This window comes from Methylosinus sp. DMC45 (genome assembly GCF_056313885.1).
This window is the reverse complement of record NZ_JBQUZK010000054.1, coordinates 51822-74430: the sequence shown is the minus strand read 5'-3', so window position 1 is coordinate 74430 and position 22609 is coordinate 51822. Positions and strand designations below refer to the sequence as shown.

The 22609-nt window shown below is 65.4% G+C and carries 14 protein-coding genes; all 14 read left to right on the top strand.

Translation table 11 applies throughout. From position 1 onward, the window contains the following. The first annotated feature begins 279 nt into the window (after positions 1–279). The 14 genes from ACT53T_RS18525 (at position 280) to dhbA (ending at position 22379) form a co-directional block, all read left to right on the top strand. On the top strand, positions 280–1170 hold the full coding sequence (locus ACT53T_RS18525) for a hypothetical protein (RefSeq protein WP_476162348.1): 891 nt from the start codon (positions 280–282) through the stop codon (positions 1168–1170). A gap of 54 nt (positions 1171–1224) precedes the next feature. Further along, a complete protein-coding gene (locus ACT53T_RS18520; RefSeq protein ID WP_476162347.1) occupies positions 1225–2454 on the top strand; it encodes an HAD-IIIA family hydrolase in 1230 nt (409 codons plus the stop codon). A 185-nt stretch (positions 2455–2639) separates the two neighbouring features. After that, complete coding sequence (locus ACT53T_RS18515; protein WP_476162346.1) at positions 2640–3764, top strand: AGE family epimerase/isomerase; 1125 nt, start codon at positions 2640–2642, stop codon at positions 3762–3764. Between the two features lie 781 nt (positions 3765–4545). After that, positions 4546–6756 (top strand): TonB-dependent receptor, encoded by a 2211-nt coding sequence (locus ACT53T_RS18510; RefSeq protein ID WP_476162345.1) that lies wholly within the window; start codon positions 4546–4548, stop codon positions 6754–6756. A gap of 10 nt (positions 6757–6766) precedes the next feature. Continuing rightward, the gene (locus tag ACT53T_RS18505) at positions 6767–7027 is read left to right on the top strand and encodes a hypothetical protein (protein WP_476162344.1); all 261 of its coding nucleotides are present in this window, start codon (positions 6767–6769) and stop codon (positions 7025–7027) included. A gap of 2 nt (positions 7028–7029) precedes the next feature. Continuing rightward, complete coding sequence (locus ACT53T_RS18500) at positions 7030–7314, top strand: hypothetical protein (RefSeq protein ID WP_476162343.1); 285 nt, start codon at positions 7030–7032, stop codon at positions 7312–7314. 9 nt (positions 7315–7323) lie between these two features. Next, positions 7324–8988, top strand: coding sequence for a PepSY-associated TM helix domain-containing protein (locus ACT53T_RS18495; RefSeq protein WP_476162342.1), 1665 nt, complete (start codon positions 7324–7326; stop codon positions 8986–8988). Next, positions 8981–9190: an MbtH family protein gene (locus ACT53T_RS18490; RefSeq protein ID WP_024882220.1), complete on the top strand. Its 210-nt coding sequence runs from the start codon at positions 8981–8983 to the stop codon at positions 9188–9190. Before ACT53T_RS18495 ends, ACT53T_RS18490 begins: the two co-directional genes overlap by 8 nt. Positions 9191–9246: 56 nt before the next feature. Then, positions 9247–16425, top strand: a complete 7179-nt coding sequence (locus ACT53T_RS18485; RefSeq protein WP_476162341.1) for an amino acid adenylation domain-containing protein — start codon at positions 9247–9249, stop codon at positions 16423–16425. A 46-nt stretch (positions 16426–16471) separates the two neighbouring features. Beyond that, a complete protein-coding gene (entS, locus tag ACT53T_RS18480; RefSeq protein ID WP_476162340.1) occupies positions 16472–17767 on the top strand; it encodes an enterobactin transporter EntS in 1296 nt (431 codons plus the stop codon). A gap of 123 nt (positions 17768–17890) precedes the next feature. Continuing rightward, positions 17891–19078: an isochorismate synthase gene (locus ACT53T_RS18475; RefSeq protein WP_476162339.1), complete on the top strand. Its 1188-nt coding sequence runs from the start codon at positions 17891–17893 to the stop codon at positions 19076–19078. Then, entirely contained in the window at positions 19075–20691 is a 1617-nt protein-coding gene (locus ACT53T_RS18470; protein ID WP_476162338.1) for a (2,3-dihydroxybenzoyl)adenylate synthase, read from the top strand. The genes ACT53T_RS18475 and ACT53T_RS18470 overlap by 4 nt, the downstream gene beginning before the upstream one ends. A 20-nt stretch (positions 20692–20711) precedes the next feature. Further along, positions 20712–21581, top strand: coding sequence for an isochorismatase family protein (locus ACT53T_RS18465; RefSeq protein ID WP_476162337.1), 870 nt, complete (start codon positions 20712–20714; stop codon positions 21579–21581). Positions 21582–21608: 27 nt separating this feature from the next. Beyond that, positions 21609–22379, top strand: a complete 771-nt coding sequence (gene dhbA / locus ACT53T_RS18460) for a 2,3-dihydro-2,3-dihydroxybenzoate dehydrogenase (protein WP_476162336.1) — start codon at positions 21609–21611, stop codon at positions 22377–22379. The last annotated feature ends 230 nt before the right edge of the window (positions 22380–22609 follow it).

The following is a 22609-nucleotide window of genomic DNA, read 5'->3' as shown; positions in this document are numbered from 1 at the left end:
CCAGCCCCTCCTAGCGGTTTTGTCGAGGAGAGGTATTTCCGAATAATTTCGAATTCGATTTGAAATTGACATTTTATCGAAATACAGACCGTTCAAAGAAAAGGCCCTGTTTCGCCATATGCTGGACTTTATGCTTCCGCTCAGGTTCGAATATAGATAGTAGCCGATGCGCCAAAGGCGATGCCTCCGAGTTGCGCAGGGCTGCCGATTCGAACAAATATAGGTCGCTCGCGACGCGCAAGCTTCGATACGGACGACTGCACGGACATGGGACAATAGATGACTGGAGCCGGGTTCGATTCATCACCGTCCGACGAGCGTCGGTATGGAGTCGCGATCGTCGCCAATGACAAGGTGATCGACTGGCTGCTTCCCTTTCTGGAAAGCTATCGTGACACCAACGCCGCGCTGCCGCTCTATCTCATTCCCTATGACGACAATATCTCACTGACCAGACGGGCCGCCGACGTCTATGGCGCGACAATCGTCGAAAGCGAGCCCGCGGAAATCGATCGGCTGTCGCACGAGCTCTATCCTGGAATATTCAACTCCCATCGGCGTCGGCTTCGCAAGCTGCAGGCGCTCGCGCTCGCGCTCGACGAAGTCGCATATGTCGACGTCGATGTGATTCTTTTTCGTGACTTGCGGACGGTCTTCGGTCGCCTCGAAAGCGGCGAGAGAGAATTCATCGTCGCGTCGCCGAGCTTCGACTATGTTTACAACGAGAACCAAAAGAAGCACGCGTTCTTGGACGGCGCGCTGCTGTTCAATGATGGGTTTTGGGTTACGTCGAGCCGCTTTCTGAGTCTGTCCGACGTTCTCGAGACGATTCGTGCCGACATCGACATTTTCCACGAGGTTCGCAAGCGAGGCCAATTGTTCGCGCAACCGCTGATGAATTTCGTGGTGCATCGGCGAGGGCTGAAGACGGCGCTGCTGCCTCATTGCGTCGAGAACGCCTCCCACGAGAACTACTACAAGGCCCCGGGGATCACCTTCTCGAATGGTAAGCCGCTCGATCCAGAAGGCAAGGAAATCTATCTCGCCCATTGGGCCGGGGCGATCACCCTTCCCTCTCACGACGTGTTTGCCGGCGCCTGGAAGGAGTTCTCCAGAGCGGCCCGAGCGAGAGTCTACAAGCGCGGGGATTCGTATTCGCTTTTCAGATAGAGCGGATCCATTCGCCGACCGGCGCCTAGATGCGGGGTTCATGAGGTCATGACGATGAGGCAGGCTGTGATATTGGTCGGCGGCAAAGGAACGCGGCTCGGCGCGCTCGCATCCACGACGCCAAAGCCACTCATGGCGATCGACGGGGACACTGTGTTTCTCGATGCATTGCTGCTCGAGATCATTCGCCACGGCTTCGATGACATTCTTCTGCTCGCTGGACATTTGCACGACAGCGTCCTCGAGCGCTATCAAGGGCGTTCCATTCGCGGCGCGTCCGTGCGAATCGTGGTCGAATCCACGCCGGCGGGAACGGCGGGCGCTTTGAAAAATGCCGCGCACTTGCTCGATCCCGTATTTCTGTTGGCGAACGGCGATACGCTATTCGACATCAACCTCCGGCGCCTGTCGGCCGGTCTGGAGAAGAGGCCGGATGTTCTCGGCGTGCTCGCGCTGCGACGAGAGTCGAACGCAACCCGCTACGGCAGCGTGAAATTGCAAGATGGCTATGTCGTCGCCTTTCATGAAAAAGAGCGCGTCTCGGGACCGGCGTCGATCAATGCCGGAGTGGGCGTGTTTCGGCGAGAGATATTGACGTTTGTCGAGAGCGAGCCCTGCTCGATCGAGTCGGACGTTTATCCGCGGCTCGCCACGGCGCGCGCTATTCTCGGGGATGAGCTCGAAGGATATTTTATCGATATCGGAACGCCGGAATCGCTCGACAAAGCCCGTAGAGATCTCGCCGACAGGCGCCGACCTGCGGTTTTTTTCGACCGTGACGGCGTGCTGAATCGCGATGCGGGCTATTGCCATCGCGTCGAGGACTTGGAGTGGATTCCGGGGGCCGTCGAAGCGATCAGATGCGTGAACGAGTCGGGAGCTTTCGCCATCGTGGTCAGCAATCAAGCCGGAGTTGCGCGCGGGCTGTTTCGTGGAGCGGATATCGACAGATTTCACGCCGCCATGTCCGCGCAACTCGCTGCGGCGGGGGCTCACATCGACGCATTCTATTTCTGTCCATACCACCCGGACGCCGTCCACGCTGAATGGCGACATACTGATCATCCCGATCGGAAGCCCAATCCCGGCATGATTTTGCGGGCGTCGTCCGAGTGGCCGATCGACATGGGTGCGAGCCTTCTCGTCGGCGACAAGGAAAGCGACATGGAGGCGGCGCGGCGCGCAGGAATTCGTGGGCGCTTGTTTCCGGGCGGCGATCTCTATGCGTCGATCCGATGGGAGATCGAGCGGATAGCGGCTCATTGCGCTCGCGCGCGCTCATGATGATGGGACTTCGACGGGAGCGGCTCGCGAAATCGCTTTCGAGGCGCGCCCGATGAGGTCGGCGCCGGTGAGCGGATTCGACTTGCATCGAGCCGGCGTCGACCTGTGATTCTGTCGACCTACGCCGAGGCGTCGCGGCTGCGCCACGTCTTTGCCTTCGAACACACACTCTCAAAGGATACGATATGACTGGCGCCGAAGAGCCGAGCTCGGTTCGTGCGTGGCTGAAGGAGAAAGCGCTTCCGCTGTGGGCTTCGAATGGCTGGGATGAACGCACGAGCTCATTCGTCGAACGTCTTTCGCTCACAGGCGCGCCGCTACTCGAGACGCCCAGACGAGCCATGGTGCAAGCGCGTCAGATTTATACTTACAGCGTTGCGCATCGAACAGGCTGGTTCGCGGAGGGAGCGGAGTTGGTCGCGCGCGCGGGCGCGGCGATGATCGAACGCTATTATGAAGTCGACGGCGCTCGCGGCTGGGCCTTTTCCGTGGCGCGCGACGGCGCCATCGTCGATGGTCGTCGTGATCTCTATACGCATGCATTCATTCTGCTCGCTCTCGCGAAGGCATATGAGACGACGCGAGATTCCATCTATATCGCGCTCGCCGATGCGACGCTGAGCTTTCTGGATCACGGCATGGCTTCCGAGCATGGCGGCTATGTCGAGACCCTTCCGGCGAGCGATAGCCCGCGCCGTCAGAACTCGCATATGCATTTGTTCGAAGCATTGCTCTCACTCTTCGATGCGACGAAGCGCTCGGCGTATCTGGAACGAGCCATTGCGGTGCGAGACATTTTCTTCAGTCGATTCGTTCAGGCTGAAGAGTCCATTCTGGTCGAATTTTTCGACGAAATTTGGCGTCCTCTCGACGGCCCGCATTTTCCGTTCGAGCCTGGTCATCATTTCGAGTGGATATGGTTGCTCGAGCAAAACGAGGAGCTTCGACATTTCAATCAGACATCGACTGTGGCGCGGCTATGGGAAACCGCGCTGCGCAGCGGCGTCGGCGCAGACGGCCGAATTTACGCTCGCGCGACGGTCGGCGGAGCCGCGGATCGCTCGACTCGGCTCTGGTTCTATGCCGAGGCTGCAAAGGCCGCCCATGTAATGCGGTCGAAATATCGGAGGTGCGATGGTCCGATGGCGAGCGATTTTCTGGATGCGATGCGTGCTCGATTCCTCGAACCCGCCACGTCGGGAAGCTGGATCGACGAGTTCGACGCCTATGGCTCCGCCAAAGTGGATTTTGCGCCTGCGAGTTCGCTATATCATATTTGTTGCGCCATCCGAGCGTCAGACAGCGATTGAATAGGGGCGCGGTTCAAGCAAGGAGAGCTCGAGCGGAAGCTGTGGCATGGACGTCGGAGCATTACCACGTCCCACCGCGGATCGGCGGCATTTCGTCTGCACAGCGACGACCAATCGCCAATGAGGCGCGGCGCGGTCGATAGTTGGAACGTTGTTCTATCGCTGATGAGACGGCGTGACACGAGGGGCGCGTGCTACGAATTCCACAGGCGCGTCGGCGCCATCGCGTCGTATAGGCGACGCGCTATGACGCGGCCGGAACACTGCTGCAAGACAATGTGAGGAGGAGACCCATGTCCGCTCCCGGAAGCTGCCATCCACAAAGCTGAGAGCCCTTTCGTTCCGGCCGCATGCCTGCCCAGAGCGAGCCGTTGGCCTTGAACGGGCAGCTGAGAGGCATGCCGCGGACGTGCCGTCGGAGGCGTCCGTCGAGCGCGGCGCGCCGATGCGGCTAGATTATAAGTGTAACAATTCCAAACATCCAAATTGTGACCCGGGCGGGCAAACCAAATGTATGAAAATACATGATATTATTCATTTATTACAATGCATCCAAATGACCGCTTAGATTATTGACCGCGATTATACATTTAAAATAGAGTTCCTACCAATAGCGTCACTCAAATATAGAAGACGACAAATGACAATAACTTGCGCTGGCGATATACTAGAGCGCGCCGGATCGAAAACGAGCTCAGAAAAAAGAAGCCATCAGGCGAAGCTTCTGAGCGCAGCAGCGATGCTTTGTCTCGGCGCCGATGCGGCTGCACATGCAGAGCCCGTGACCTCCTTGCCAGCCGTAGCGGTCGACGCGCCCAAGGAGAAGCCGCGGCCTGTCGTTCGCCAGGGCGCAGCTGCGGCGCGCGTCCCGCAGACGCGCGCACGCGCCGCGACGGCGCCGGCGCAGAGGCATGCGCCTTCGCGTTCCGTCGCCGTGACGCCATCGACCGCGCCTTCGCTTTTTGCCGCGCCCGCGCAGGCCGAGCTCGGCAATCTGCCGAAGGAATATGCGGGACGCCAGGCCGCGCGCGGCGCGCGTCTCGGCATGCTCGGCAATCGCGATTTTCTCGATACGCCCTTCAATATGACGAGCTACACCTCGAAGCTCATCGAGAACCAGCAGGCGCGCACGCTCTCCGACGTGCTCGAGAATGATCCTTCGGTGCGCTTCACCGTCTCTTCCGGTCAGGTTCGCGAGAATTTCCGCATTCGTGGCTTTTCGGTCCTCGTCAGCGAGACGGCGCTCAACGGACTTTATGGCGTCGCGCCGGATGGCCGCGTGCCGACGGAGTTTCTGGAGCGAGTCGAGGTGCTGAAGGGACCGGCGGCGCTGTTGAGCGGCATGGCTCCCTATGGCGCCGTCGGCGGATCGATCAATCTCGTCACCAAGCAGGCCGGCGACACGCCCGTGACGAGCGTCACCGCCGATTATACGTCGAACTCGCAATTCGGAACGCATATCGACGTCGGCAGGCGCTTCGGCCAGGACAACGCCTTCGGCGTTCGCTTCAATGGCGCCTATCGTGGCGGCGACACGACGCTCGACTACCAATCGCGCGAACGTGGGCTCGAGGCGCTCGCGCTCGACTATCGCGGCGAGAAGCTGCGCATCGCGCTCGACGCCTATTTCAACCAGGAAATCGCGCGCGGCGGCGTGCCGATGATGGCGAGCTTCACCGGAACCGGCGTCGCCGCCGCGCCGGATTCCAGCAACAATATTTTCCGCGGTCTCTCCGGCCGAATGAACAATTCCGGCGCCATGGGGCGCGTGGAATATGATCTCGCCGACAATGTCACTCTGTTCGCGAGCGCCGGCGCGATCGACGCGCGCTTCAACGGGCTGACGAACTCGACCGTCGCGACCAATGTCAATGTCCTCGGCCGCTACAGCGGAACGTCGATCGATCTGCGCGGCTATACAGACACGATTTCGTTTCAAGGCGGCTTGCGCGCCGATTTCCGCACTTTCGACATCGGCCATCGATTGTCTTTGAGCGCGGCCAATCTCGAATCGAAGATAGGCTCGGCATTTCAGCGCAGCTCTGCCTATGTGTCGAGCATCTACTTTCCGGTCACGCCGCTCATCGCGCGCGATCCGGGAGAAGCGCCGAAGTCCACCGATACGACGCTCTCCAGCGTCGCTCTCGCCGATACGCTCTCCGCTTTCGACGATCGGGCGCAGCTCATTCTCGGTCTCCGCGCGCAGCGTGTTCAGACGAAGAGCTACAATACGACGACGGGCGCCGAGACGAATTATTACGACGAGAGCGCAGTGACGCCCGCTTTCGGCCTCATCATCAAGCCTTTGCCGATGCCCATGTCGCTCTACGCCAATTACATCGAGGGTCTGACCCAGGGCGACCGCGTCACCGACACGGCGGCCGCGAATTATAATCAGATATTTCCGCCCTATAAGTCGCGGCAGATCGAGACGGGCGTCAAATGGGACGCGGGACAGATCGCCAACACGCTGAGCTTCTACGAGATCGAGAAGCCGAGCCTCATCAAGAGCGGCAATGTCTACAATTCCGACGGACGCCAGCGCAATCAAGGCGTCGAATGGAATGTGTTCGGCGAGATCGTCGAAGGCGTGCGCATTCTCGGCGGCGCGGCCTACGCGATCGGCGTGCTCACCAAGACGGCTAATGGACAGCTCGACGGCAAGACCGCCTATGGAACGCCCAAATGGCAGGTCAATGTCGGCGGCGAATGGGACACGCCCTTCGTTCCAGGCCTGACGCTCGAAGGACGCGTCGTCTACACGAGCGCGCAATTCGTCAACTCGGCCAATACGCAAAAAATTCCCGAGTGGGCGCGTCTCGATGCGGGCCTCCGCTACTCGACGCAGCTCCTCGACAAGAAGGTCACCTTCCGCGCCAATGCGAATAATCTGCTCGATCACAATTATTGGGCCGGGTCCTATTTCGCCGACGGCATCGTCATTTTGAGCGCGCCGCGAACGGTTCTCCTTTCCGCGACCGTCGATTTTTGAGGGGCGAAAAATGGCGGCGTTCATCCATTCGGCGGCTCTCGCTCTCGTCGTCGCAGGCGCCGCCTGCCTCTATGTCGCGTCGCCGCGGCAATTGCTGACGCGCGCTCGGTGGAGACGGCCGGGCCTTTTCGCCGCCGCCTTTCTTCTCGCCGCCTGGATGGTCTGGCGAATTCGCCTCGAGTCGTCGACGGCGTTCTTCACGGCGCTCGCCGCGCTGATGCCGCTGCTGATCGCATGGTCGAGCCTCGTGGGTCTCGGAGGGAGAAAATAGCCGTGGCCGAGCATCGTCCTGATTGGCTGAGCAAGAGCCTCGTCGGCTCGGTCCTCGGCTTCACATTGGCGATCGCGTTCGCCGGGCTGTTCGCCGTCGCCGGCCCCGGCGGCCTCGAGGCGCGCAACAAATATCAGTTCGTGATGTGGCTCGTCGCGCCGATCTGGCTCGGCGTCGCGAGCCTCGTCTTTCTCTTCCGCAGCGGTCGCGCCGCTTTTTTGTGGCTCGGCGGCGCCAATCTTCTCGCTTTCGGCGGCCTCTATCTCTGTCGGCGGCTTCTGCACTGAGGACGGGACATGCGCGGCGAGATCCTGCGGTTCTACAAGAGCGTTCACACATGGACCGGGGTCGTGACCGGCATGCTGCTGTTCGTCTGCTTCTACGCCGGCGCGCTCACCGTCTTCGAGGAGCCGCTCGCTCATTGGGCCTCGCCGCCGATCGGCGGCTCCATTTCGACCGAGAACGCCGATCGTCTCATCGAGATGACATTGGCGGCGCGACCAGAGGCGACCAAGGACTTCACGCTTCGTCTCGCGACGGCCAACGAGCCGGCCCGTTTGACTTGGCGCAAGAGCCGCAATGACGAGGTCGTCTGGTCGGCGACGCTCGGCGCGGATGGCGAATTGCGCATCGAACGCTCGAATGTTTTTGGCGTCGGCGGATTCGTCGATGCGATCCATCGCACTGCTGGCCTTCCTCTCGATCGCGAAACTGGAACGACGGTGATGGGCGTCGTGAGTGCGGTCTACGCCGTCGCGCTCGTCTCCGGCCTCATCCTGGTTCTGCCCTCGCTCGCCAAGGATTTTCTCGCGCTGCGTCTCACCTCGAATTTGAAGCGCATGTGGCTCGACGTGCATAATCTCGTCGGCGTCGCGAGCTTCCCCTTCCATCTCGTCATCGCGCTGACGGTGGTCGTGTTCGGCCTGCACGAGCCGATCTATGACGCGTTGGACCATGTCGTCTATGATGGCAGGCTGCCGGCGATCATGCGCTCGACCGGCCCCTTTGCAGGGGTGAAGCGCGACGAGCAGACGGCGCCGATGAAAGCTGTCGCCGAATTGATGGCCGCCGTCGCGGTCGTGTCGCCAGAGTTCTCGCTCACGAGCCTGCAATATCGCGACGCCGGCACGCGCGGCGCGCTCGTGCGCGCCGTCGGCGAGGATCCGCGCTTCCTTTCGCGCGGCGGCGGTTTCGCCGTCGTGCGTGGCGCGACCGGGGAGCTCGTCAATGTCGACTATCTTCCCGAGAAGCAGAGCGGCTGGACGGCCGCCGTGTCGCCTTTCTTCGCGCTGCATTTCGGCAGCTATGGCGGCGAGCCCGTGCGCTGGGCCTATTTCTTTCTCGGCCTCGCCGGCGCCTTCCTGTTTTATTCCGGCAATCTCTTGTGGATCGAATCGCGTCGGCGGACCGCGCGCCGCCATGGGGAGCAGGTCGTGCAGACGACGGCCTCGCGCCTCATGGCGGCGGCGTCGATCGGCGTGTGTTTGGGATGCGTCTGCGCGCTCTCTTTCGCCATCGTCTCCACCAAATGGCTCTACGGCCATGTCGAGGACCTCGAGGCGTGGCGACATTGGGTCTATCACGCTGTCTTCTTCGGCGCTGTCGCCTTTGCGTTTCTGCGCGGCGCCGCGCGCGCGGGAGTGGAGCTGGCCTATGTCGCGGCGATCGCCGCTCTCTCGCTTCCCATCACCAGCGCAGTCGCCGTGGCGGCGCCCGGGCTCGGGCCGTGGGCGGCCGCCGATCCGACCAGCGCCGGTGTCGATATCGTCGCTTTGGGCGCAGCGCTCTGCTTTGCGTCGCTCGCGCGCGCGACGGCGCGCCGCGCAGAGCTCGGACCGACGGACAGCGTGTGGTCGGCGCGACGGCGGCAGCAGCTGTCCCCATGCGCCCCAATTCCAGTTTCTTCGAGCAGACGCGCCGCTGCGGTCGGCGCCGGTGAAGGAGACGACATCCATGGATGACGCGCAGATCAATCCATTCGACGACGAGCGGCTGAGCTTCGTCGTTCTCGTCAACGCACGCGCGCAATACAGCCTGTGGCCGGATTTTTCCGCCGATCCGAAAGGATGGCGCCGTGTCTTCGGTCCGGGAACGCGCCTGCAATGCATGCAATATGTCGACGATCATTGGATCGACATGCGCCCACGCGCAGAGGCCGGCTGACGCGCCTTTTCGCGCCTGTTTTGCTTCGTGACGTTTCGATTTTCAAAGGACAGATCGTGCTCGCAGACATCGCTCCAGAGCGGCCGCTCGCGGCTGCGCAGACGCTTCCTCTCGTCGCGGCGCAGCCCGGCATTTGGATGGCGGAACAGCTCGCCGTCGCCTCCAACGCTTATGTCGTCGCGCAATATGTCGAGCTGAGCGGCAGGCTGGACGTCGCCTGCTTCAGCGCCGCGGTCCGTCTCGGGCTCGCGGAGGCCGATCTCGTCCATGCCCGCTTCGTCGAGACGGAGGAGGGGCCTGCGCAGCTCGTGCCGAACAATGTGCAGGCGTTCGATCTGCCGGAGCCGGAGCTCGTCGATCTGACGGGCGAAGCCGATCCGGTCGGCGCCGCGTGGCGCCTGATGCGCGATGATCTGGAGACGCCTCGGACGCTCGCGGGCGAAGCGCCGCTCTACCGGCACATGTTGTTTCGTCTCGGCGGGGAGGGGGCGGCTCCCGTCGCCGAACGCTGGTTCTGGTTTCAGCGCTATCACCATCTTTCGGTCGATGGATATGGTTTCACGGCGATAGCGCGACGCGTGAGCGAAATCTACACCGCGCTGCGTCGCGGGCTGGAGCCGTCGGCATCACCTTTCGTCTCCTTCGCCGAAGTTGTGAAGGAATATGCGGCCTATGACGCCTCGCCGGCGAAAGCCGCAGATCGGCGATTTTGGGTGGAGCATGCGCGCGATTTGCCGCAGGCCGTCACTCTGTCGTCGCGGCGCGCGCCGGCGGACGGAAAATTCACGCTCCCATTGCGCAAACGGATCGTGCTCGACGCGCGAACGACCGCGCTTCTGTCCGCGCATGCGACAGCCAGGCGCGTTTCCGTCGGCGTGATGGCGATGGCTGCGGTCGCCGTCTATCTGCGCCGCATGACCGGCGCGGCGCGTCTCTCGGTGGGCGCGCATTTCATGCGGCGCATGGGGTCTGTCGCATTGCATGCGATTGGGCCGGTTGTGAATGTCCTGCCTCTGCAGATCTCGATAGACGCGGATATGTGCTTCCTCGACGTCGCGGCCGCGCTCGGGCGCGAATTGGACAGGGTGCGGCGCCATCAGCGATACGAGGCCGAGCTGCTGCGGCGCGATCTTAGCTTCCTGGCCTCTGGACGCGCGCTCCATGGGCCGCTGCTGAATTTCAAAATGTTCGACTATCGCCTCGATTTCGCGGGTGTCGAAGGGATCACGCGTCAGCTCGCGTCCGGCCCCATCGAGGATATCGAATTTGACCTCTATCTCGCCGAGCGCGAGCTCATCGTCGATCTCGTCGCCAATGGCGCGCGTTACGAGGAGCGCGAGCTGGAGCTCCATGCCGAGCGGCTCGCGCGCTTCGCGCGTCGGCTGGCCGAAAGCCCGCAAACGGCGATCGGCGAGATTGAGCTCATGACGGAGAGCGAAACAGCGCTGATCGCGGCGGTCAATGACACGCGGCGCGCAACGCCGGCGGTTTCTGTGTGTGACCTCTTGGACGCGCAGGCCGAACGCACGCCGGACGCGCCCGCATTGATCGATCGCCGACATGCGCTGGCCTATCACGAGATGCGCGCCCAGGTCGCGCGGCTGGCTCTCGCTCTGGCCGCGGCGGGAGTGGTTCGCGGCGATCGCGTCGCCGTGGCGCTTCCGCGCTCGGTGCATCTGAGCCTGGCGCTGATGGCGGCGCTCGAGGCCGGCGCCGCCTATTTGCCGCTCGACACGAGCTATCCCGACGCGCGGCTCGCTTACATGGTCGAGGATGCGGCGCCGCGGCTCATTATCACCAATAGCGCTCTGCGCGGGCGCTTCGAGACGATGGCTCCGCTGCTGATCTTCGATGCGCTGGCCATCATCGAAACGGATGCCTCCTATGCGCGTGTCGCCTCGCCTTCGCCGGAAGACGCGGCCTATGTCATCTACACGTCCGGCTCGACGGGGCGGCCGAAAGGCGTCGTCGTTCCGCATGGGGCGGTGGTCAATCTCCTGCTTTGGCTGCAGCACGAATATCGCCTCGCCAGCGATGACGTCGTGCTGCAGAAGACGCCTTGCAGCTTCGACGTCTCGGTCGGCGAATTCTTCTGGCCGCTGATGGCGGGCGCGCGCCTCGTGATGGCGTCGCCAGATATCGATCGCGATCCGGCGGAGCTTCTGAACGTCATTCGCGCGCATCGCGTCACGACGCTGAATTTCGTGCCCTCGCTGCTCGCCGCTTTTGTGGCGGCCGCGCGCGCGACGCCGGGCGCAGAACGAGAAAAGACGACCTTGCGGCGCGTCTTCAGCATCGGCGAGCCGCTGTCGCGCGAGCTCGCCGACGCTTTCGAGCGGACGTTCCATGCGCCGTTGCACAATGTCTACGGCCCGACCGAGGCGACGGTGGAAGTGACCTATCAGCCGGCTTTCGGCGCGGCGCTGGAGATGGCGGAAGGCGTCGGCGTGCCAGTCGGACGCCCGCTCTGGAATTGCGGCTTGCGCGTGCTGGACGCGGGGCTGCGTCCGGTCCCGATCGGCGTCGCCGGCGATCTCTATCTGACCGGCGCGCAGCTCGCCCACTATTATTGGCGGCGGCCATCGCTCACGGCGAGCCGCTTCGTCGCCGATCCCGACGGCGACGGCGAACGAATGTATCGCACCGGCGACATCGCCCGTTGGCTGCCGGGCGGCGTTCTCGATTTTCTCGGCCGCAATGACGATCAGCTCAAAATCCGCGGCCAGCGCATCGAATTGGGAGAGATCGAGAGCGCGCTGCTCGAGCAGCCCGGCGTCGGCGGCGCGGCGGCGGTGGCGCGGCTCTTCGGCGCGGCGACGGGGGAGGGCGACGCGCGCCAGATCGTCGCCTATGCGACGCCGGATGCGCCTGGGCGCGCGCTCGACGCGGATGCGCTGCGCGCCGCTCTGGCGCGGCGCCTGCCGGCCTATATGACGCCGGTCGCCATCGTCGTGCTCGAGGCCTTCCCGCTCGGCGCGAGCGGCAAGCTCGATCGCAAGGCGCTGCCCGACCCGTCCGTGGACGCGCCGACGGCTCGCCCGCCGGCGCCCGGACGGGAGACCTTGCTCGCGGAGCTCTTCATCGAGATTCTGCGCCTCGAGACGGTCGGCGCGCAGGATGATTTCTTCTTTCTCGGCGGCGACAGCATTTCCGCCATCGGCCTCTGCGCCGCGCTGCGCCGGCGCGAATATAGGCTGCGGCCGCGGGACGTCTTCGAGCGGCGCAACATCGCCGCGATGGCGGCCGCGCTGCGCCTCGCCGAGGAAAGCGCGACGACGCTCCGCGACGACGGCGCCGATGCGGCGACGCTCGAGGCGCTGCGGGCGCGCCATGGCGCGATCGGCGCGGTCCTGCCGGCGCTGCCGCTGCAAGAGGGGCTGCTGTTCCACGCCCGGCTCGAGGACAGCGCGAGCCGCTACAACGCCGTCTCGCGCTTCACTCTCGACGGGCCGCTCGACGTCGGTCGGCTGCGCGACGCGTTGGAGGCGCTGTTGCGCCGCCATCCGCAGCTCGCCGCGATTTTCGACGTCGAGCAGGGCAAAGCGTTCCAGATTCTGCCGCTCGTCGAGGGACCGCAGGCGCTGCGCCGCTGGCCATGGAGCGAGCGTCGGCTGACGGAGCTCGGTCCGCGGGAGCAGGCCGCCGCGCTCGAGAAAATCGAGCGCGAGGAGCTGGCCCGCGACCTCCTCGCAGAGAGCGGCGGCCGCCGCATGCTGGCGCGCGCCGTGCTGGTTCCGCTGGTGGAAGAGCGCTATGCGCTTCTCCTCGTCTGCCATCATCTCATCGGCGACGGCTGGTCCTCCGGCGTGATGCTGCGCGATCTTCTGGCCGCCTACGCCGGCGCTGCGGTCGCGCCGATCCTTCCCGATTATCCGAGCGTCGTCCGCCGCCTCGCCGCGCGCGACCCCGAGCCCGCCCGCGCCGCATGGCGGGCGGCGCTCGACGGCGCCGCGCCGACCTTGCTGTTCGATCCCACTGCCGCATTCGGCGAGACGCGTGAATTGCCGCTCGCTCTGCGGCCCGGTCTGGCGAAGGAGCTGGAGGCGTTCGGACGCCGGCGCGGATCGACCCTCGCCACTCTCCTGCAGGGCGTCTTCGCAGCGTTTCTCGGCGCGATGACGGGTCGCAGCGACGTCGTCTTCGGCGCGCCGGTCTCCGGCCGCTCGGAAGCGGAGGCCGGGCTCGACGCGCATGTCGGGCTTTTCACCAACACGCTGCCCGTGCGCGTGCGGCTGCGGCCCGATCTGCCGCTCGCCGGGCAGCTCGCCGCGCTTCAGAGCCGGCAGATCGCCCTCATGGAGCATGACGGGCTCGGGCTCGGCGAGATCCAGCGCATCGCCGGCGTCTCGACGCTGTTCGACGCTCTGCTCGTCGTCGAGAATTATCCAGAGGACGTCGGTCTCTATGCGCAGGATTTCGCTGGCCTGCGCCTCGTCGGCGCGCGCAATCGCAGCTATTCGCATTATCCGCTGACGCTGATGGCGCAGCCGGGCCGGGAGTTGGAGCTGCGGCTCGAATATCGCGAGGGCGTCGTCGAGCCTAAACGTCTCGGCCGCCGCATCGTCCGACTGCTCGAGCAGCTCGTCGACGCGCCGGAAGCTCCGCTCGCTTCGCTCGATCTGCTCACGCTGGACGAGCGGGAGACGATCGCGGCCGTCAATGACACGCGCGTCGGGACGATGGCGACGACGCTCTGCGGCTTGCTCGAGGCGCAGGCGCGGCGCACGCCTCGCGCGCCCGCGCTGATCGACGCCGATCATGAGCTGAGCTATGCGCAGCTTCGTCGGCAGGTCGCGCGATTGGCGCGGCGCCTCGCCGCGGCCGGAGTCGGGCGCGGCGATCTCGTGGCGATCGCTTTGCCACGCTCGGCCCGGCTGGCGATCGCGCTGATGGCGACGCAGCAGGCCGGCGCCGCTTATCTGCCGCTCGACACGAGCTATCCCGACGAGCGTCTGCGCTACATGGTCGAGGACGGAGCGCCGCGCCTCATCGTCACGGAGGAGGCGTCGCGCGGTCGGTTCGAGGGGCTCGCGCCGCTGCTCGCCTTCGACCGCTCGCCCGAGATCGACGAAGCGGAGGAGCCGTGCTTCGCCTCTCCCGCCACGCCCGATGATCCGGCCTATGTGATCTACACCTCTGGTTCGACGGGCCGACCGAAGGGCGTCGTCGTCTCGCATCGCGCCATCGTCAACCGGCTGCTGTGGATGCAGCACGAATATGGCCTCGGCGCCGGCGACGTCGTGCTGCAGAAAACGCCGTCGAGCTTCGACGTCTCGGTCTGGGAATTCTTCTGGCCGCTGATGGCCGGCGCGGCTCTCGTCATGGCGCCGCCGGAGGCGCATCGCGATCCGGCGGAGATTCTGCGGCTCATCCGCGCGCATCGCGTCACCACGCTGCATTTCGTTCCCTCCATGCTCGCCGCCTTCGTCGCGGCGACCGACGCCGCGCGCGCCGCCGAGGCGGCGAGTCTGCGCCGCGTCTTTTGCAGCGGCGAGGCGCTGTCGCGGGAGCTGGCGGAACACTTCGGGGCGCTGTTCGGCGCGCCGCTGCACAATCTCTACGGTCCGACCGAGGCGGCGGTGGACGTGACCTATCAGCCGGCCTTCGGCGCCGCGCTCGAGACGCTCGAGACCGCCGGCGTTCCCATCGGCCGGCCGGTGTGGAACACGGGCGCGCGCGTTCTCGACGCCTGGTTGCGGGCGACGCCGATCGGCGTCGCGGGCGACCTCTATCTGACCGGCGTCCAGCTCGCCGAGGGCTATCTGCGGCGGCCGTCGCTGACGGCGAGCCGCTTCGTCGCCGATCCGCAGGCCGATGGCGAGCGAATGTATCGCACCGGGGATATCGTCCGCCGGCGGCCGGACGGCGCGCTCGACTATCTCGGGCGCAGCGACGATCAGATCAAGATTCGCGGCCAGCGCATAGAGCTCGGCGAGATCGAGAGCGTCTTGCGCGAGCAGCCGGGCGTGGAGCAGGCGGCTGTCGTCGCGCGCGCCTCCGCGGCAATCGGCCTCGCCGGCGCCGATGAGCGGCGGCTCATAGGCTATGTGGTCGCGGGCGCCGAGATCGATGTCGAGGCGCTGCGCCGCGCTGTGGCGCAGAGGCTTCCTGCGCATATGACGCCGAGCGCTATTTTGCGCCTGCCGGAATTTCCGCTCTCCGCCAGCGGCAAGCTCGACCGCAGGGCGCTGCCGGAGCCGGAGGCTGCGCCGCGCCGCCACGGACGCAAGCCGACTCCCGGCGTCGAGATGGCGCTCGCCGAGCTCTTCGCCCGCGCGCTCGGCGTCGACCAGCTGGACGCGGACGATGATTTCTTCGCGCTCGGCGGACATTCGCTGCTGGCGATGCGCCTCGCCGCAGATATTCAGCGCGAGATGAAGGTTTCGGTCTCGGTCGGCCAGCTGATGGCCGCGCCGAGCGTCGAGAGCCTCGCGCGCGAATTATTCGCGGAGCGGCGCGAGGAGGATCGCCGCGCCGGCTTCGCCGAGACGCTGCGTCTGCGCGCGGGCGAGGGGGCGCCGCTCGTCTGCATCCATCCGGCCTCGGGCTTCTCCTGGCAATTCGGCGCGCTCACCCGCTATCTGCGCGGCGATTGGCCAGTGATCGCCTTGCAATCGCCGCGGCCCTCGGGGCCGATCGCCTCCTGCCGCAATATGGAGGAGGTCTGCGATCGGCATCTCGCGACGCTGCGCGAGAATCAGCCGCATGGTCCCTATCGGCTGCTCGGCTATTCGCTCGGCGGCGTCGTGGCGCAGGCCATAGCGGCGCGACTTTCGGCCGAAGGGGAGGAGATCGCCTTCCTCGGCCTGCTCGACACATACCCTTCGGAAATCCAGGATTGGAGCAAGCCGCTCGACGCGGCTGGCGAAGAGGAGATCGAGCGCGAGAAGGCGCTGTTCATGGACGCTTCGCAAGAGGCGCTCGATTCCGCCCTCGCGCGCGAGAAGGCCGAGATGTTCGGCCATATCATGGCCAATTACGAGGACTCGGTCCGGCTGCTCGCCTCCGCGAAGACCCCTCGCTACGAGGGCGAGGCGACGCTCTTCGTCGCGCTGCGCACTCTGCCGGAAGGCATGGATGTCCGAGAAACCTGGCGGCGCTATGTCGGCGCGCTGAACGTCGTCTCCTTCGATTGTCCGCATACCGAGATCATCTCGCCGCGCATGCTGCGGGAGCTCGGCCCGGCGCTGAACGAGATTCTCCTCGCGATCGACGCGACGCGGGGCGCGCGATGACCTTTCGCGCGCTTTCTTCTCCTCGAATTTCGGTGATTGGACGCCTATGACCCGATCTCGCGTTTTGATCGATTTCAGCCTGTTGCGGGACAATCGCGACTTCCGTGCGGTGTTCGTGGCGCGGACGCTGTCGCTGTTCGCGCTCGGCCTGCTAACCGTCGCGGTTCCCGTGCAGGCGCTGCGGCTGACAGGCTCGCCCGCCGCCGCCGGATTCGTCGTCGCTTTCGGCGGCGGCGCGGCTTTCGTCGGCCTGCTGGCGGGCGGAGTGCTGGCGGATCGCCACGACCGCCGCAAGCTCATCCTCTTCGCGCGCGGAACCTGCGGCCTCGGCTTCGTCGCGCTCGCGCTCAACGGGCTCGCGGCCGCGCCCTCGCTCGTCGTCGTCTATGCGCTCGCGGCCTGGGACGGCTTCTTCAGCGCATTGGGCGTGACGGCGCTGCTCGCCGCGACTCCCGCCATCGTCGGACGCGAGAATCTCGCCGCCGCCGGCGCGCTCAACATAATCGCCATGCGGCTCGGCGGCGTCGCCTCCCCGGCGCTCGGCGGGCTGCTCATCATGTCGGCGGGCGTCGGCTGGACCTATGCCTGCGCCGCTGCCGGGGTGCTCGCGACTCTGGCGCCGCTGATGCGCCTGCCGCCGCTGCCGCCCATGTCGCCGCCGTTGATGGGCGCGAGCCCCGAGACGCCGGCGCGCGCGCTTTTGTCGGGCGTGCGCTATCTCTTCGAAAATCGCGTCGTCGGCGCCGTGGTCGCAGTGGGGACGTTGGCGAGCCTCGCCGGCGGCGTGCGCGTGCTGTTTCCGGCGCTCGCGAGCGCCTATGGGAACGGCCCGGCGGATGCGGGGCTCATGTATTCCGCCGTTCCGCTCGGCGCGGCGCTCGGCGCGACGACGAGCGGCTTCGTCGCGCGCCTCGCGCGTCCCGGCCTCGCTCTGCTCGCCAGCGCCGCGGCCGCATTCGCTGCGCTGGCCGCGCTCGGCGCCATCGGCGGACTGGTCCCGGCGCTGCTCCTTCTCGTCATTTATGGCTATCTCGGCTCGATCGTCTCGCTGCTGCAATTCACTCTGGTGCAGAAGAACACGCCGGATCGGCTGCGTGGGCGCGTCAACAGCCTCTGGACGGCGCAATTCATCGTCGGCGACGCGCTCGGCGCGCTTCTGCTCGGCCTGCTCGGAGGGATTCTCCCGCCCGCGCCGGCGGTGGGCGTTTTCGGCCTCGCCGCGCTTCTCTCCTGCCTGCTCATGGCGGCGGCCTTCGGCGCATTGCGCCGATCGCTGGCCGAACCCGCGGCTGAAGGCGTGGCGATCGAAAAGGAAAAGCAGAGTCTCGCGCCCTCCGGCTGAGGCGCGACGTCCAGACCCGAACGAGGGACCAGCTTCTTCCCAGACGCGCCGGCGCTTGTCGCCGCGGCCGGGAACGCGCGTCCCGCTCGACCGATTTTCATTCGTCCACAAAGGAGCGCTCCGATGGACGCGATTGTCGCAGAAAGACCTTCCAGAGAGATTTCGGCGCAGGCCGAAACGCCGTCGTTTCTGTTCAGCTCGCCCCATTTCGCCATAGAGGCCTATGGCGTTTTCGAGCGAATTCGCACGCCCGCCGTCGGCGGCGGCGGCGCAGACAGCGTGCTGCAGGCGGCGGTGGACGCCGCGCTGGCGAGAGCGCGTCGCGCGGGACAGGATCATCCGATCGTCGTCGGCGCTATCCCCTTCGACTCGCGTCAGCCTTCCTTCCTTTTCACGCCGAAGACGCATCGCATCGGCGCGTCGGGCATGGCGACGAGCGCGCCGGAGGCGAAGGCCAGCGTTCCCGCGCTCTGGTATCGCAGCGTGCCGGGGCAGAGCGGATTCGAGGAGGCCGTCGCCCAGGCCGTCGCCAATTTTCGTGACGGCCATGCGCGCAAGGCGGTGCTGTCGCGCATTCTCGAGATCGAATTCGCCGAGCGCGTCGACGCCGTCGCGATTCTCGAAATTCTGCGGCGCCAGAATCCCGCGGGCTATCATTTCCACGCGCCGCTGCCCGACGGCGGCGTTCTGCTCGGCGCGAGTCCCGAGCTGCTGATCCGCAAGATCGGCGGCTCCATCCGTTCCAATCCATTGGCGGGCTCGGCAAAGCGCGTCGCAGAGCCGGAAGAGGACGCGCGCGTCGGGCGTCGTCTCTTGCAATCGAGCAAGGACAATTTCGAGCACAGGCTCGTGATCGACGAAATTCGTCGTCTGCTCGAGCCATTATGCGCCGAGCTGCGCATCCCGGACGAGCCGGCGCTGATGAACACGCCGACCATGTGGCATCTCTCGACCTCCATCTCCGGCGAGCTCGCCGACGGACGTCTCACTGCACTACAGCTCGCGAGCCTGCTGCACCCGACGCCGGCCATATGTGGGTCGCCGACCGCGCAAGCGCGCATGCTGATCGAGCGGCTGGAGCCTTTCGATCGCGGCTTCTTCGCCGGAATCGTCGGCTGGTGCGATGAGAGCGGCGACGGCGAATGGGCGATCGCCATTCGTTGCGGCACGGTGAACGAGATGGTCGTGCGCCTGTTCGCCGGAGCGGGGATCGTCGAGGCCTCCGACCCGCGCGCCGAATGGGCGGAGACCGAAGCCAAGCTCGCCACCATGCTGCGCGCTTTCGGCGTCGAGCGGGGGATCGCGCAATGAGCGTCGATTTCACCCCTTGGCCCGAAGATTTCGCACGCCGCTATCGCGAGAAAGGCTATTGGCGCGGCGAACCTTTGACCGCTCTCCTCACGAAGCGGCAGGAGATCGCGCCCGACGCCACAGCGATCATCTGCGGCGAGCGCCGCTTCAGCTACGCAGAGCTCGACGCCTGGTCGACGAGCCTCGCCATAGGCTTCTCGCGCCAGGGACTGCGCGCCGGCGACACGGCGCTCGTGCAGCTTCCCAATGTCGCCGAATTCTATGCGGTGTTCTTCGCTCTGCTGAAAATCGCGGTTGCACCCGTCAATGCGCTGTTCAGCCATAATCGCCTCGAGCTGTCGGCCTATGCGGATCAGATACGCCCCGCGCTGCTCATCGCCTGCGCGCGGCATCCGCTGTTCGCCAATGGCGCTTATGTCGAAGCCTTGCAGATCGCCATCCCGGCGCTGCGCGTCGTGCGGATTCTCGGCGAGACCTCTTATGCGGAAAGCCTCGCGCCTTTCGCTGAGCGTCGCTACGACGTCTCGGCGCGAGAGCTGCACGGCTCCGCTCCGGGAGAGGTCGCCTTTCTGCAATTGTCGGGCGGCAGCACGGGAACGCCGAAGCTCATCCCGCGCACGCATGACGATTATTATTACAGCCTGCGCCGCAGCGCGGAGATTTGCGGGCTGACCGAGAAGAGCCGCTATCTTTGTGCGCTGCCGGCGCCGCATAATTTTCCGCTCAGCTCGCCGGGCGCGCTCGGCGTGTTTCACATGGGCGGAACGGTCGTGCTGGCGCCGGACCCGAGCCCATCCGTCTGCTTCGATCTCATCCGTCGACATGGCGTCGACATCGCCGCCGTCGCGCCGCCGATCGCCATGCTCTGGCTGGAGGCCGCGGCCGGCGAGGCGCCGCTTTCGAGCCTGCGTCTATTGCAGGTCGGCGGCGCGCGGCTCGGCGAAGCGGTCGCGCGGCGCATTCCCGCGACGCTCGGCTGCCGCTTGCAGCAAGTGTTCGGCATGGCCGAAGGGCTGGTGAACTATACGCGCCTCGACGACGACGAGGAGACGATCTTCGCGACGCAGGGACGGCCCATGTGCGAGGATGACGAGGTGAAGATCGTCGATGCGCAGGGCGCGCCGGTCGGCGCCGGCGAGATCGGCGAATTGCTCACGCGCGGGCCTTACACATTCCGCGGCTATCATCGCGCCGCCGAGGAGAACGCCCGCGCCTTCGACGTCGAGGGCTTCTATCGCTCCGGCGATCTCGTGCGCATGACGGAGACGGGACATATTCAAGTCGTCGGGCGCAAGAAGGATCAGATCAACCGCGGCGGCGAGAAATTCGCGGCCGAGGAGCTCGAGACTCTGCTGCTGACGCACGCCCAAATCGCCGACGCCGCGCTGGTCGCGACTCCCGACGCGCTGATGGGCGAGAAGAGCTGCGCCTGCGTCGTGGCGCGCGGCGACGTGCGGCCGCTCGCGCTGCGCAAGCATTTGCGCGCGCTCGGCGTCGCCGAATTCAAGCTGCCGGACCGATTCGAATTTCTCGAGCGGCTGCCGGTCACGGCCGCCGGCAAGATCGACAAGCGCGCCTTGCGCGATCTCGTCTCGAGCAGACCCGTTTCCTGATGCGTGGAGAGGACACGACAATGGCCATTCCCCGGCTTCCGACCTATTCGTTGCCGCGGCCCGAGGACTTGCCGAAGAACAAGGTCGGCTGGACCTTCGCGCCCGAGCGCGCCGTGCTGCTCATTCACGACATGCAGGATTATTTCCTGCATTTCTTCGGCGATGAAAGTCCGCTCGTCGCGCAGCTCCTCGCCAATGTCGCGGCGTTGCGCGCCTTCTGCAAGTCGCGCGGCGTTCCTGTCGTCTACACGGCGCAGCCGATCGACCAGAGCCCGAAGGATCGCGGCCTGCTGAACGATATGTGGGGGCCGGGGCTGAATGCGCATCCACAGCTGAAGGAGATCGCCGCCGCGCTCGCGCCGGAAAGCGACGACACGGTGCTCGTCAAATGGCGCTACAGCGCGTTCCAGCGTTCGCCGCTCGAAGCGATGATGAGAGAGTGGGGGCGTGATCAGCTCGTGATCTGTGGCGTCTATGGGCATATCGGATGCCTCACGACAGCGCTCGATTCCTTCATGCGCGATTTCGAGACTTTCATCGTCGGCGACGCCATCGCCGATTTCTCGCCCGAAGACCACGACATGACCTTGCGCTATGTCGCCGGCCGCTGCGGCGTCGTCGTCGCGGCGGATGCGCTGATCGGCGCGCCGGCGCCGCGCCTGACGCGCGCGCAAGTCGAGGCGCGTGTGCGAACGCTCATCTCGCTAGACGGGGAGGCTTTCGATCCGAACGAAAATCTCATGAACTATGGGCTCGACTCCATTCGCGTCATGACGCTGGTGACCGAGTGGCGCAAGCTCGGCGTCGAGATCGGCTTCGTCGATCTCGCCGATAATCCGACGCTGGACCGCTGGTGGGCGTTGATTGAGCGCAAGCTCGCAGCAGCGTGATCATCATCATCGGGAGGGAGGGTCGAGATGAATTCTGCGCAGAGCCCGCAGATGAGCTTCACGGGCAAGCGCGTCTGGGTGACGGGCGCGGGGCAGGGGATCGGCCTTTGCGCCGCGACGACATTCGTCGCGCTCGGCGCGAGTGTCGTCGGGCTGGACAAGGCATTCGCAGAAGCGCGCTATCCCTTTCGCACGCTCGTCGTCGATATCGCCGATCATGCGCAGGCAGAGCGCGCCTGCGCGCGTCTTCTGGACGAATCGGGGCGGCTGGATGTGCTCGTCAACGCGGCGGGAATTCTGCGTCTCGGCGCGACGGAGGAGGTGAGCCTCGAGGATTGGCGCGCCTCTTTCGACGTCAATGTCTCGGGCGCTTTTCATCTGCTCCGCAACACGATCGCTCAATTCAAGCATCAACGTTCCGGCGCCGTGGTGACAGTCGGCTCCAATGCGGCGCATGTTCCGCGCCTGTCGATGGCGGCCTATTGCGCCTCCAAGGCCGCGCTCGCCAGCCTGACGCATTGCGTCGCGCTGGAGCTGGCGCCCTATGGCGTGCGATGCAATCTCGTCTCTCCCGGCTCGACCGACACGTCCATGCAGCGCTCCATGTGGCGCGCGCCGGACGCCGAGCAGCGCGTCGTCGCCGGATGTCCAGAGGCGTTCAAGCTCGGCGTTCCGCTCGGCAAAATCGCGACGCCGCAGGAGATCGCCAATGTCGTCGCCTTTCTGGCGTCGGACCTCGCGAGCCATATCGTCATGCAGGACATAGTCGTCGATGGCGGCGCCATACTGACGGCTTAGCGGTCCGAGTCCCTGGAATTGCGGAGGCGGCCGAGCCGGCGCCGCGTCTCGCGCTTCATGAAACGTCCGCCTCTGCGCTGGATGTCGGGCGGTAGCTCCGCGCCAGGACATTGCAACATTTCCAGAAGCGGCGCGCCGCCATTGACTCGAACGGCCGGCTCCACGAGCTTTGCATGCGAATGAACGATCACGCATGCAGTCGTCGTGCGGCCAATCGGCGCTTCGAAGAG

What these genes read in the sequence shown, in the direction of transcription:
- ACT53T_RS18525 (WP_476162348.1), top strand. Translation starts at nt 280, where the DNA reads ATGACTGGAGCCGGGTTCGATTCATCACCGTCCGACGAGCGTCGGTAT.
- ACT53T_RS18520 (WP_476162347.1), top strand. Translation starts at nt 1,225, where the DNA reads ATGAGGCAGGCTGTGATATTGGTCGGCGGCAAAGGAACGCGGCTCGGC.
- ACT53T_RS18515 (WP_476162346.1), top strand. Translation starts at nt 2,640, where the DNA reads ATGACTGGCGCCGAAGAGCCGAGCTCGGTTCGTGCGTGGCTGAAGGAG.
- ACT53T_RS18505 (WP_476162344.1), top strand. Translation starts at nt 6,767, where the DNA reads ATGGCGGCGTTCATCCATTCGGCGGCTCTCGCTCTCGTCGTCGCAGGC.
- ACT53T_RS18495 (WP_476162342.1), top strand. Translation starts at nt 7,324, where the DNA reads ATGCGCGGCGAGATCCTGCGGTTCTACAAGAGCGTTCACACATGGACC.
- ACT53T_RS18490 (WP_024882220.1), top strand. Translation starts at nt 8,981, where the DNA reads ATGGATGACGCGCAGATCAATCCATTCGACGACGAGCGGCTGAGCTTC.
- entS (WP_476162340.1), top strand. Translation starts at nt 16,472, where the DNA reads ATGACCCGATCTCGCGTTTTGATCGATTTCAGCCTGTTGCGGGACAAT.
- ACT53T_RS18475 (WP_476162339.1), top strand. Translation starts at nt 17,891, where the DNA reads ATGGACGCGATTGTCGCAGAAAGACCTTCCAGAGAGATTTCGGCGCAG.
- ACT53T_RS18470 (WP_476162338.1), top strand. Translation starts at nt 19,075, where the DNA reads ATGAGCGTCGATTTCACCCCTTGGCCCGAAGATTTCGCACGCCGCTAT.
- ACT53T_RS18465 (WP_476162337.1), top strand. Translation starts at nt 20,712, where the DNA reads ATGGCCATTCCCCGGCTTCCGACCTATTCGTTGCCGCGGCCCGAGGAC.
- dhbA (WP_476162336.1), top strand. Translation starts at nt 21,609, where the DNA reads ATGAATTCTGCGCAGAGCCCGCAGATGAGCTTCACGGGCAAGCGCGTC.